Annotated in this window: 13 protein-coding genes; 2 read left to right on the top strand and 11 right to left on the bottom strand. The window is 71.6% G+C overall.

Annotated features, from left to right (window positions below; translation table 11 throughout):
• Window positions 1–37 precede the first annotated feature (37 nt).
• The 5 genes from der to aroH all read right to left on the bottom strand — a co-directional run bounded on the left by der (window position 38) and on the right by aroH (window position 4,510).
• On the bottom strand, window positions 38–1,507 hold the full coding sequence (der, locus tag ACFWFI_RS35055; protein ID WP_387398355.1) for a ribosome biogenesis GTPase Der: 1,470 nt from the start codon (window positions 1,505–1,507) through the stop codon (window positions 38–40).
• A gap of 63 nt (window positions 1,508–1,570) precedes the next feature.
• Window positions 1,571–2,230 (bottom strand): lysophospholipid acyltransferase family protein, encoded by a 660-nt coding sequence (locus tag ACFWFI_RS35050; protein WP_387398353.1) that lies wholly within the window; start codon window positions 2,228–2,230, stop codon window positions 1,571–1,573.
• Window positions 2,227–2,943, bottom strand: coding sequence for a (d)CMP kinase (cmk, locus tag ACFWFI_RS35045; RefSeq protein ID WP_387398352.1), 717 nt, complete (start codon window positions 2,941–2,943; stop codon window positions 2,227–2,229). Before cmk ends, ACFWFI_RS35050 begins: the two co-directional genes overlap by 4 nt.
• A gap of 122 nt (window positions 2,944–3,065) precedes the next feature.
• A complete protein-coding gene (locus tag ACFWFI_RS35040; protein ID WP_387398350.1) occupies window positions 3,066–4,151 on the bottom strand; it encodes a prephenate dehydrogenase in 1,086 nt (361 codons plus the stop codon).
• Entirely contained in the window at window positions 4,148–4,510 is a 363-nt protein-coding gene (gene aroH, locus ACFWFI_RS35035) for a chorismate mutase (protein WP_387398347.1), read from the bottom strand. The genes ACFWFI_RS35040 and aroH overlap by 4 nt, the downstream gene beginning before the upstream one ends.
• A gap of 219 nt (window positions 4,511–4,729) precedes the next feature.
• Between aroH and ACFWFI_RS35030 the strand changes: the two genes are divergently transcribed.
• Complete coding sequence (locus ACFWFI_RS35030; protein ID WP_387398345.1) at window positions 4,730–5,134, top strand: Rieske (2Fe-2S) protein; 405 nt, start codon at window positions 4,730–4,732, stop codon at window positions 5,132–5,134.
• A gap of 19 nt (window positions 5,135–5,153) precedes the next feature.
• Complete coding sequence (locus ACFWFI_RS35025) at window positions 5,154–5,855, top strand: nucleotidyltransferase domain-containing protein (protein ID WP_387398343.1); 702 nt, start codon at window positions 5,154–5,156, stop codon at window positions 5,853–5,855.
• A 30-nt stretch (window positions 5,856–5,885) separates the two neighbouring features.
• Here ACFWFI_RS35025 and ACFWFI_RS35020 read toward each other — a convergent pair whose 3' ends face one another.
• Genes ACFWFI_RS35020 through pnuC form a run of 6 tightly spaced genes read right to left on the bottom strand, consistent with a single transcriptional unit; the run spans window position 5,886 to window position 10,893 of the window.
• Window positions 5,886–6,575 carry a maltokinase N-terminal cap-like domain-containing protein gene (locus ACFWFI_RS35020; RefSeq protein ID WP_387398341.1) on the bottom strand — a complete coding sequence of 230 codons (690 nt, stop codon included), beginning with the start codon at window positions 6,573–6,575 and terminating at the stop codon, window positions 5,886–5,888.
• Between the two features lie 13 nt (window positions 6,576–6,588).
• Window positions 6,589–7,401 carry a nucleotidyltransferase domain-containing protein gene (locus ACFWFI_RS35015; protein ID WP_387398339.1) on the bottom strand — a complete coding sequence of 271 codons (813 nt, stop codon included), beginning with the start codon at window positions 7,399–7,401 and terminating at the stop codon, window positions 6,589–6,591.
• 3 nt (window positions 7,402–7,404) lie between these two features.
• Complete coding sequence (locus ACFWFI_RS35010) at window positions 7,405–8,427, bottom strand: ADP-ribosylglycohydrolase family protein (RefSeq protein ID WP_387398337.1); 1,023 nt, start codon at window positions 8,425–8,427, stop codon at window positions 7,405–7,407.
• A complete protein-coding gene (locus tag ACFWFI_RS35005; protein WP_387398334.1) occupies window positions 8,424–9,167 on the bottom strand; it encodes an NUDIX hydrolase in 744 nt (247 codons plus the stop codon). The genes ACFWFI_RS35010 and ACFWFI_RS35005 overlap by 4 nt, the downstream gene beginning before the upstream one ends.
• Window positions 9,164–10,243, bottom strand: a complete 1,080-nt coding sequence (locus ACFWFI_RS35000; protein WP_387398332.1) for an AAA family ATPase — start codon at window positions 10,241–10,243, stop codon at window positions 9,164–9,166. Before ACFWFI_RS35000 ends, ACFWFI_RS35005 begins: the two co-directional genes overlap by 4 nt.
• The gene (gene pnuC, locus ACFWFI_RS34995; RefSeq protein ID WP_387398357.1) at window positions 10,240–10,893 is read right to left on the bottom strand and encodes a nicotinamide riboside transporter PnuC; all 654 of its coding nucleotides are present in this window, start codon (window positions 10,891–10,893) and stop codon (window positions 10,240–10,242) included. The genes ACFWFI_RS35000 and pnuC overlap by 4 nt, the downstream gene beginning before the upstream one ends.
• Window positions 10,894–10,954: the final 61 nt, after the last annotated feature.

Below are 10,954 nucleotides of genomic sequence, written 5' to 3'. Positions count from 1 at the left end.
CGCACGGGTGGTCCGGGGCTTCGTCGTACGGGTCAGCTCACTTCTTGCGGCCGCGCTTCTCGCGCACCCGCACCGAGATGTGCAGCGGCGTGCCCTCGAAGCCGAACTCCTCGCGCAGACGGCGTTCGACGAAGCGGCGGTAGCCGTGCTCCAGGAAGCCGGACGCGAAGAGCACGAAGCGCGGGGGCTTGATGCCCGCCTGGGTGCCGAACAGGATGCGGGGCTGCTTGCCACCGCGCACCGGGTGCGGGTGGGAGGCGACGATCTCACCGAGGAAGGCGTTCAGCCTGCCGGTGGGGACACGGGTCTCCCAGCCCTCGATCGCGGTCTCGATCGCCGGGACCAGCTTCTCCATGTGGCGGCCGGTCACAGCCGACACGTTGACGCGCGGAGCCCAGGCGACCTGCGCGAGCTCCGTGTCGATCTCACGCTCCAGGTAGTAGCGACGCTCCTCGTCGAGGGTGTCCCACTTGTTGAAGGCGAGCACGATCGCACGGCCGGCTTCCACGGCCATGGTGACGATGCGCTGGTCCTGCACGCTGATCGACTCGCTGGAGTCGATCAGGATGACGGCGACCTCGGCCTTCTCCACGGCGGCCGCGGTACGCAGCGAGGCGTAGTAGTCCGCGCCTTCCTGGAGGTGGACCTTCCGGCGGATGCCGGCCGTGTCGATGAACTTCCAGGTGATGCCGCCGAGCTCGATCAGCTCGTCGACCGGGTCACGGGTGGTGCCGGCGAGTTCGTTGACGACGACGCGGTCCTCGTTGGCGACCTTGTTCAGCAGCGAGGACTTGCCGACGTTCGGACGGCCGATGAGCGCGATGCGGCGCGGGCCTCCGAGTGCGTTGCCGAACGTCTGGGCCGGGGCCTCGGGCAGCGCCTCCAGCACGGCGTCGAGCATGTCGCCGGTGCCGCGGCCGTGCAGGGAGGAAACCGGGTGGGGCTGGCCGAGACCGAGCGACCAGAGCGCGGTGGCGTCCGCCTCGCCGCTCTGTCCGTCGACCTTGTTGGCACACAGGACGACGGGCTTCTTGGCCTTGCGCAGGAGCCTGACGACGGCCTCGTCGGTGTCGGTCGCGCCGACCGTCGCGTCGACGACGAAGACGACCGCGTCGGCCGTCGAGATCGCAAACTCGGCCTGGGCGGCGACGGAGGCGTCGAGGCCCAGCACGTCCTGCTCCCAGCCGCCGGTGTCGACGAGCTTGAAGCGGCGGCCGGCCCATTCGGCCTCGTAGCTGACCCGGTCACGGGTGACGCCCGGCTTGTCCTGGACGACGGCCTCGCGGCGGCCGAGGATGCGGTTCACCAGGGTCGACTTGCCCACGTTCGGGCGGCCGACGACGGCGAGCACAGGAAGCGGCCCGTGACCGGCCTCACCGATCGCGCCCTCGACGTCCTCGAGGTCGAACCCCTCCTGCGCGGCGAGCTCCATGAACTCCGCGTACTCGGCATCGCCAAGTGCTCCGTGCTCGTGGTCCGAGCCGCCGGAGTGAATCTGGTCGTTCATGAAGTCCGTTCCTCTTTGCATCATCATCGATGGGCCACGATCGCGCGGCCCACTACTCAAGTGTCACAGGCGTCCGGTGAGACGCCTGGCGTTCTTCAGGTGAGCGGTCAGCTCGCCCTGGATACGCAGCGTCGCCTCGTCCAGCGCCTTCCTGGTCCGCCGCCCACTGCCGTCACCGGCCTGGAAGGCGCCGCCGAAGACGACGTCGACCCGGCTGCGCAGCGGAGGCAGTGCCGATATCAACCGTCCACGTCGTTCTGTGCTTCCCAGAACCGCGACGGGAACGATCGGCGCCCCGCCGCGCACCGCGAAGTACGCGAGCCCCGCGCGCAGGGAGGCGAAGTCCCCTTCGCCCCTGGTGCCCTCGGGAAAGATCCCGAGGACCCCGCCGTCGTCCAGCACGCCGAGTGCCTGCGTGATGGCGTTGCGGTCGACGGTCGTACGGTCCACCTTCAGCTGCCCGATTCCGCGCAGGAACGGGTCGAGGGGACCGACGAACGCCTCCTTCTTGATCAGGAAGTGGACGGGCCGGGGTGCGGTGCCCATCAGCATCGGTCCGTCGATGTTGTGCGCGTGGTTCACCGCGAGTATGACGGGTCCCGTGGTGGGGACGCGCCACGCTCCGAGCACACGGGGCTTGAACAGCCCGTACATGAGCCCGATGCCGATCCCGCGCCCGACGGCCGCTCCGCGCAGCGTCGGCGCGGCGGTGGCTTCGGTCACTTGGCGGCCTGCTTCTCCCCGACGAGGGTGACGACGCACTCGATGACCTGCGTGAGGGTCAGGTCGGTGGTGTCCACCTCGACGGCGTCCCCGGCCTTGGCCAGCGGCGAGGTCTTGCGGCCGGAGTCGGCGGCGTCCCGCTTGATCAGCGCCTCCCGGGTGGCGGTGAGGTCGGAGCCCTTGACCTCACCGCTGCGGCGGGCGGCGCGCGCTTCGGGGGAGGCGGTCAGGAAGATCTTGATGTCGGCGTCGGGCAGCACGGTCGTGCCGATGTCGCGGCCCTCGACGACGATGCCGCGCTCGGCCTCCGTGGCGATGGAGCGCTGCAGCTCGGTGATCAGGGCGCGCACCTCGGGCACGGCGCTGACGGCGCTGACCTTGGAGGTGACCTCCTGGGTACGGATCGGGCCCGAGGCGTCCTCGCCGTCGACGGTGATCGTCGGGGCGGACGGGTCCGTGCCGGAGACGATGACCGGCTTGGCGGCGGCCGTGGCGATCTCGGCCGCGTTCTGTACGTCGATGCCGTTGTTCAGCATCCACCACGTGATGGCCCGGTACTGGGCGCCGGTGTCCAGGTAGCTCAGGCCGAGCTGGGCGGCGACGGCCTTGGAGGTGCTCGACTTGCCTGTGCCGGAGGGGCCGTCGATGGCGACGATCACTGCGGCCGGGGCGGTCCGGGCGGCGGCGCTTACGGTTTCCACGGTGGTGGACACCTTCCTGGTACACGGGGGCGGGCGGAGCGGGGCAGGGCAGACCGGGGCGCCCTCCCCACAAGGTTACCGAGTGCGCGAAGCGGCTTTGTACCCCTGTCTCCGGGGCCCGCCCCCGGGGCCCGTTACGGGCGGATCGACCAGCCGCGCTCGCTGAGGGCCGCGCCCAGCGCGGGTGCGGCGCTCGGCTCGACCATCAGCTGGACCAGTCCGGCCTGCTGACCGGTGGCGTGCTCGATGCGTACGTCCTCGATGTTGACGCCCGCCCGCCCCGCGTCGGCGAAGATGCTCGCCAGCTCGCCCGGCCGGTCGCTGATGAGCACGGCGACGATCTCGTACGAGGCCGGGGCCGCCCCGTGCTTGCCGGGGACCCTGACCCGGCCGGCGTTGCCGCGGCGCAGGACGTCCTCGATGCCCTCGGTGCCCGCACGTCGCTTGTCCTCGTCGGCGGACTGCAGACCGCGCAGCGCCCGGACCGTCTCGTCCAGGTCGGCGGCGACGCCCGCCAGCACGTCGGCGACGGGGCCGGGGTTGGCGGAGAGGATCTCCACCCACATCCGGGGGTCGGAGGCCGCGATGCGGGTGACGTCCCTGATCCCCTGGCCGCACAGGCGTACGGCGGTCTCGTCGGCCTCCTCCAGGCGGGCGGCGACCATCGAGGAGATCAGCTGCGGGGTGTGGGAGACCAGGGCGACGGCACGGTCGTGGGCGTCGGCGTCCATCACGACGGGGACTGCGCGGCAGAGCGCGACCAGTTCCAGGGCGAGGTTGAGGACCTCGGTGTCGGTGTCCCGCGTCGGCGTGAGGACCCAGGGACGGCCCTCGAAGAGGTCGGCGGTGGCCGCGAGGGGCCCGGAGCGCTCCTTGCCGGCCATGGGGTGCGTACCGATGTACGGCGTGAGGTCGACGCCGAGCGCTTCCAGCTCGCGGCGCGGGCCGCCCTTGACGCTGGCGACGTCGAGGTAGGCCCGGGCGATCCCTTCACTCATGGCCGTGGCGAGCACCGCGGCGGTGTGGGCGGGCGGTACGGCGATGATCGCCAGGTCGACGGGGCCCTCGGGAGCCTCGTCCGTCCCGGCGCCCAGTGCGGCGGCGGTGTGTGCCGAGGACGGGTCACGGTCCACGAGGTGCACCTGGACACCGCGCCCCGCGAGGGCGAGGGCGGCGGAGGTGCCGACCAGGCCGGTTCCGATGACGAGGGCTGTTCTCACTGGGCGATGTCCTTGCGGAGGGCGCCGGTGGCGCCGAGGTAGACGTGGCTGATCTCTGCCTTGGAGAGATACGTCTCCACGTGGGCCAGTATGCGGACCACCCGGGGCATGGCCCCGGCGATGTCGAGTTCCTGGGCGCAGATCAGCGGTACGTCGACGATGCCGAGGCCCCGGGCGGCGGCCGCCGGGAAGTCGCTGTGCAGGTCGGGGGTGGCCGTGAACCACACGCTGATCAGGTCGTCCGCGACGATCTGGTTGCGCTCCAGGACGGCGGTGAGCAGTTCGCTCACCCGCTCGTCCATGTGCCCGGCTTCGTCCCGGTCCAGCTGGACGGCTCCACGGACTGCTCGTACCGCCACGTCGTACCCCTCGTCGCCTCGTGCTGTGTGCCCTTTCAGCCTAGAGGTGCGGCGACGGCGCCGGTCACGGTGCTCTGTCCGTGAGACGCGGCGAAGGGCACGGCGCTCCGGCGACACCCGGTCGGGCGCACGCACCGCCGGGTTGCGCGCCCCGGGCGCCGGGCGGGGTCACGATGCCTGTCATCGGCCATATGTATCGATCACCCCGCGAGGAGAGCCATGAACGCACGGCGAAGGACGGTCCTGACGGCGGGAGCCGCCGCACTGGTGACCGGCTGCGGTTCGTCCGACGGGGACGGAGGCGGGGATGAGGAGAGCTCCCCGCCCGCCTCCGGGGACGCTGAGCTGACGAAGACCTCCGATGTCCCGGCCGGCGGCGGCACGATCTTCAAGGACCGCAAGATCGTGGTGACCCAGCCGACCGCCGGCGAGTTCAAGGCCTTCTCCGCGGTGTGCACCCACGCGGGCTGCATCGTCGCCACGGTCGCCGACGGCACGATCGACTGCGCGTGCCACGGCAGCCGGTTCAGCATCAAGGACGGCGCGGTGGAGAACGGCCCGGCGACGCGTCCGCTGCCCGCCGAGCGGATCACCGTCGAGGGCGACAGCATCCGGCTCGGGTAGGACGCGTACGCTCGCGCGCATGATCACCTCTGACGGCGCGCGGCTCGTGCGGGATCACACCGTCTACTCCTGTGTGATGGGCTCCCGCGCCTTCGGACTGGCCACGGACGACAGCGACACGGACCGGCGCGGGGTGTTCCTCGCGCCCACCCCGCTGTTCTGGGGCTTCACGAAGCCGCCGGCCCATGTGGAGGGGCCGGCGGACGAGCAGTTCTCCTGGGAGCTGGAGCGCTTCTGCGAGCTGGCACTGCGGGCGAACCCCAATGTGCTGGAGTGCCTGCACTCCCCGCTCGTGGAGCGGATCGACGCCACGGGCCGGGAGCTCCTCGGCCTGCGCGGGGCCTTCCTGTCCCGGCGGGCCCACGGGACGTTCGTACGCTACGCCCTGGGCCAGCGGCGGAAGCTGGAGGCCGATGTCCGTGTGCACGGCGCTCCGCGCTGGAAGCACGCCATGCACCTGCTGCGGCTGCTGGCGTCCTGCCGGGACCTGCTGAGGACGGGCGAGCTGCGGATCGAGGCCGGGGACGCGCGCGAGGGTCTGCTGGCGGTGAAGCGGGGAGAGGTCCCGTGGACCGAGGTGGAACGCCGGATGACGCGCCTGGCCGAGGAGAACGACGAGGCGGTCTCCCGCTCCCCGCTGCCGCCGGAGCCCGACCGGGAGCGCGTGGAGGCGTTCCTGGTGCGGACCAGGCGGGCGTCGGCGGCGGGCGGGACGGCTTGAACCACCGGTGGGGATGGTCCTCGGACCAGGTCAGCGTGGCCCTCGTGCCAGGACGGCGAACCGGCCGCGGATCTCCTCTCCTCCCGGCAGGCTCCACCCGGCGGTGACGTGCCCCAGGACATCGGCATCGGCATCGGCATCACCGGCCCCGGAGTCCTCCGGCAGCAGGACACGCCGCACCTCGAGGGTGACCGGTGCCGCGGCCCCCTCACCCGCCTCCGTGTCCAGCACGACGGCGGTGCTGTGCTTCCCCTCGTGGACGGGAACGGACGCGTCCACCGCCGTCGGCCCTGCCGGGGCCGGGCTGACGGCGACGGACGGGTCGGGGGTGTCGCTCAGGCTCTGGGCCTGCGGCTCGGTCTGCCCGTGGAGCAGCGCGAGCAACTGGGCGACCAGGACCGGGTCGTGCGCGCCGTCGTACACCCAGCGCCGCCCCAGCACCCCGTGTTCGGACGTTCCGACGAGCGCCTCACCGGCTCCGTCGAGCGGTGCCCCTCGGTAGGTGACCGGTACGTGGTACGCGACGGGGCCGTCGCCGGACGTGTCGGTGACGACCATGAACTCGATCCCCACGTCGCCCTCGGGATCGTCGAGCCGGAACCCTCCGGCGCGGGTCAGTTCCGGCGCGCCCGTCCCCCTGTACCAGGGCCGGCTGGGGAGCCAGGCGGCGAGGAGCTGCAGTTTGCCCGGTTCCATGGTCGTTCTGTGGATGACAGCCATGACGGGTGAACTCCTACGCGCTCCGGCCGGTTCCCCGCGGGCCGTCGTGCCGGGCGAGCCGGGCCCGGACGACGAGGTCGTGCAGCGCGTCGAACCCTGAGGGCCTTTCGGGCAGCCGGGACCTCGCCTGCGCGTCGTCGAGGACACCGTGCAGCGCCTCCGCCTCCCGCGCCGCCGCGGCACGGTCCACCGTGTCCGCCGCTCCGTGCTCCGCCTCGGCCTTCGCCTCGATCAGCGCGGGCAGGAACGACGGACCGGGCATCTCCCCCAGCAGTGTCAGCAGATGAGCCGTGAGCGGTCCGCCACGCATCAGGTGGATGCCGGTGAGCAGGGCACGGAACGTGTAGAGCAGCGGTTTCAGCTCTCCGGTCTTCTCGAACAGCCGCCACTGGGTTCCGGCGAACCCGCGGTAGTGGTGGGCGTGGTTGCGGGTCAGCACGGACGGTGCGAGCGCCACCAGTTCCGCGTGGAGGCCGCTCGTGTGCACCACCAGCGGGGACAACAGCTGCTCCAGCACGTAGCCGTTGGGTTTCAGCATGAGCCGGACGAACTTACGGAGATCGTGGGTGACGAGGTCCATCTCGACCCCGTCGTGGTCCCACATCCGTGACCGTGTCTCCTCCGGCTCACGGAGGCCGACGAGATCCTCCGCGGGCAGGACGTGGACCCCCCGCAGGTCCACGTCCGAATCCCGCGAGGGGAAGCCGTACAGGTGTGCGCCCGAGACCGTGGCGAAGAGGAGCGGGCAGGGCTCCTCGGCGAGTATCGGGGTCAGGTCGGTGACCGGCAGCCCGGCCCGGCGCAGGAGCGTCGTATCGCTGTGCATGGATCAAGCGTCCCAGAGCGCGGCCAGCGACAGCAGGTCGCTGCGGTACTCGATGCGTTCCGACCACTCCTTGGGCCAGGCGCCCGCCCCCAGGTGCGCTCCCGCAAGCGCGCCCGTGAGGCAGCCGAGGGAGTCGGAGTCGCCTCGCGTGCAGGCGGCCCGGCGCAGGGCGGTGACCGGTTCCTCGGGGAAGAGCAGGAAGCAGTGCAGGGCCGTCGCGAGGGCCTCCTCGGCGATCCAGCCGTCGCCGGTGGCCTCGCAGGGGTCGGTCTCGGGGGACGGGTTCCGCAGGGCGTCCTGGACCCGGGCGAGGGCGGTGAGGCACTCGTCCCAGCCACGCCGGATGTACGCCTCGGGCGAGGCGTCGCCCGCGTACCGCCAGAGGTCACCGAGCCAGCGCGCCGGGTAGCGGCTGCCGTTCTCGTAGGCGTAGCTGCGCAACTGGCCGACCAGGCCCATCGGTTCGGCCCCCTGTGCCAGCAGGAACACCGCGCGGGCCATCAGGTCGGATGCGGCCAGCGCGGTGGGGTGACCGTGGGTCAGTGCGGCCTGGAGCTGAGCGGCACCGGAACGCTGTTCCTCACTGAGTCCGGGTACGAGGCCGACGGGTGCGACCCGCATGTTGGCACCGCAGCCCTTGGAACCGGTCTGGCTGGCCTCCTGCCAGGGCCGCTCCTCCTCGAGCATGCGGCAGGCCGTCATGCAGGTGCGGCCGGGGGCACGGTTGTTGTCCGGGGAGCGGTACCAGCGGACGAACTCCTCCCGGACCGGCCCCACCAGGCGCTCCGGGGTGAGCAGGCCCCGGTCCATGGCGGTGCGGATGCCGCGACCGAGGGCGAGCGTCATCTGGGTGTCGTCGGTGACGAACGCGGGCTTCGGCAGCTGCATCCGGCGCCAGGGCCCGCACTTCGCGAGGATCGCGGGGACGTTGTTGAACTCGGTCGGGAAGCCCAGCGCGTCGCCGAGCGCGAGCCCGGTCAGCGCGCCCGTGGCCGCTTGTTTGGTGAGAATCCTTGTCGGGATCATGATGTCCGTCCTTCAGGGCGTCCTTCCGGGCGCAGCAATGGAGGGTGCAGGGCGGTGGCGGCACCCGCCCGGTAGAGAGCGGCCGGTTTTCCCCGTCCGCCGGTGCGGCGCGGCGGTCCGTCCACGGCCTGGACGAAGCCGGGCGTGGTGAGGACCTTGCGCCGGAAGTTGGGCCGGTCCAGCTCGACGCCCCAGACGGTCTCGTAGACCTGCTGGAGCTCACCGAGGGTGAACTCGGCGGGGCAGAACGCGGTGGCCAGGCAGGAGTACTCGAGCCTGGCGCCGATCCGGTCGTGCGCGTCGGCCAGGATGCGGTCGTGGTCGAAGGCGAGCGGCCCGGTGCCGCCGGCGTCCCACCACTGCGCGTGGGCCGCGTCCCCGCCGCCCCGGGGTTCGGGGAGGTCGGGCACGAGCGCGGCGTACGCGACGGAGACGACCCGCATCCTGGGGTCGCGGTCCGGGTCGCTGTAGGTGCGCAGCTGTTCGAGGTGGAAGGCGCACACGGATTTCTGGGTGAGGCCGGTCTCCTCGGCGAGCTCGCGGCGGGCCGCCTCCTCGGCCGATTCACGGGGCAGGACGAAGCCGCCGGGCAGCGCCCACCGCCCCTTGTAGGGGGCCTGGCCGCGTTCCACGAGCAGCACGTGGAGCCGTGCTTCGCGGACCGTGAAGACCGCGAGGTCGACGGTGACGGCGAAGGGGACGAAGGCGTGGGGGTCGTACCCCTCGGGGGCGGTGCTCATCGTTTCTCCGGCAGGGGTGCGGTGAAGTTCCAGCCGGCGGCGAGGATCTCGTCCACAGCGGCCACGGCCGTGTCGAGCCGCTCGCTGCGGGACCCGGTGACCTCGATGAACCGCCTTCCGGTCCGCGTGAGTTCGGCGCGGAAGCGGTCCGTCATCCAGGGGCGCAGCTCCTCGCCGTCGCGCAGTCCGTCGTCCTCGAAGGCGACGCCCTCGTGGTCGGTGAGCAGCCAGAGGTGGTGGGTGACCCGGTCGGCGGTCTTCTCGACGAGTGGGTTGCGTCCGCCGATGTAGCGCTCGTGCCAGACGGTGGTGGCGAAGGAGTCGGTGTCGCAGAAGAGCACCGGGGATCCCACCCTCGCGGCGGCCTCCTCCCTGGCGTTCTGGGTCTCCGCTATGAGGGGGAAGTCATCGGTGGTGAAGGTGACGTCCTCCCACTGGGCGCCCGGCCAACCGGCGCGCAGGGCGGCGAGTTTCGTCTCGCTGAACTCCCTCCCGTACTCCGCGACGTACCGTGTCTGCGCCCATGCGCCGCCGCGCCCGCGGTAATGGTCGGCCAGGGCGCGGGCCAGGGTCGTGGTGCCCGTCGACTCGGCGCCCAGGACGACGACGCGGCGGGCGAGCGCGGACCGTACGGGCGGCTCCAGGTAGTCCCAGCAGCGGGCGGGGTCGGCGCGGACCGCGGTGCCCGAGACGGGGAAGAGGGTGCGGCCCGGGTCGACGAGGACGGATTCCGCGCCGAAGCGGCGGGCCAGTTCCTCGCCGTACGACTCCGAGGTGAAGACGGCGTCGACCCGTTCGGGCACCGCCGCGGTGAACACCTCCATGTGGGCGTCCCATACGGCCGCGTCGGCGAGGTCCATGTGGATGTCGTCGACGGCGCCCACCACCCGGACGTCGGGGTGGGCCTCCCGCATCCAGGCGACCCGGTCGGCGAGCGGGACGGATTCGACGGAGGCGGCGCAGACCAGGACCGTGAGCCTCTCGCAGCGGTCCCGTGCGGTGCGGACGAGGTGGTGGTGGCCCGCGTGCGGCGGGTAGAACTTGCCGAGGACCAGTCCGTGTCCGTGGCGCTTCATACCGGCACCACCACGCCTTCGCGCCGGCCGGACGCCATGTCGCGGTTCCAGCTGCGCAGCCCGACGAGGCAGAGCGTGAGGAAGCCGAGGTACAGCAGGGAGGTCAGGTAGAGCTCCTTGTACGCGTACAGCGGGATGTACACCACGTCGGCGGCGATCCACAGCCACCAGGACTCGACGCGCTTGCGGCACTGTCCGTAGGTCGCCATGAGCGACAGCGAGGTGGTCAGGGCGTCCCAGAACGGCACGGTCGAGTCCGTGGCCCGGGACAGCAGCAGGGTGAGGCCGAGGGTCCCCACCGCCCCCGCCGCGAGCAGCCAGCTCCATTCGGTGCGGGTGGTGCTCCGCACCGGCAGGACGGATGTACCTGGTCCACCCCCGTGGGTCCAGGTCCACCAGCCGTACGCGGCGAGGGCGATGAAGACGATCTGCAGGCCGGCGTCGGCGTACAGACCGGACTGGGTGAACAGCAGGATGAAGAACAGGTTGTTGGCGATGCCGATCGGCCAGTTGGCGAGGTGCTGGCGGGCCACGAGCCAGACGCACAGCGCACCACTGCCGAAGCCCAGTACCTCGGTCCAGCTGACCGGGGTGTCCAGGACCGTCACCAGGGGCTGCTGCAGGGGATCGAGTACGTCCGCGAGCGTCACGTCGCCCTCCTTCTTTATAGTCACTATGACTATAAAGAAGAAACGGCGGCCGCAAAAGGCC

This window comes from Streptomyces sp. NPDC060209, assembly GCF_042728155.1.
In the GTDB taxonomy this organism is placed as follows: Bacteria; Actinomycetota; Actinomycetes; order Streptomycetales; family Streptomycetaceae; genus Streptomyces.
This window is presented reverse-complemented; position numbering and strand designations above follow the sequence as displayed.

Excerpts from the sequence above, each read along its gene's own strand:
- der (WP_387398355.1), bottom strand. The coding sequence starts at position 1,507 with ATGAACGACCAGATTCACTCCGGCGGCTCGGACCACGAGCACGGAGCA.
- ACFWFI_RS35030 (WP_387398345.1), top strand. The coding sequence starts at position 4,730 with ATGAACGCACGGCGAAGGACGGTCCTGACGGCGGGAGCCGCCGCACTG.
- ACFWFI_RS35025 (WP_387398343.1), top strand. The coding sequence starts at position 5,154 with ATGATCACCTCTGACGGCGCGCGGCTCGTGCGGGATCACACCGTCTAC.
- ACFWFI_RS35020 (WP_387398341.1), bottom strand. The coding sequence starts at position 6,575 with ATGGCTGTCATCCACAGAACGACCATGGAACCGGGCAAACTGCAGCTC.
- ACFWFI_RS35015 (WP_387398339.1), bottom strand. The coding sequence starts at position 7,401 with ATGCACAGCGATACGACGCTCCTGCGCCGGGCCGGGCTGCCGGTCACC.
- ACFWFI_RS35010 (WP_387398337.1), bottom strand. The coding sequence starts at position 8,427 with ATGATCCCGACAAGGATTCTCACCAAACAAGCGGCCACGGGCGCGCTG.
- ACFWFI_RS35005 (WP_387398334.1), bottom strand. The coding sequence starts at position 9,167 with ATGAGCACCGCCCCCGAGGGGTACGACCCCCACGCCTTCGTCCCCTTC.
- ACFWFI_RS35000 (WP_387398332.1), bottom strand. The coding sequence starts at position 10,243 with ATGAAGCGCCACGGACACGGACTGGTCCTCGGCAAGTTCTACCCGCCG.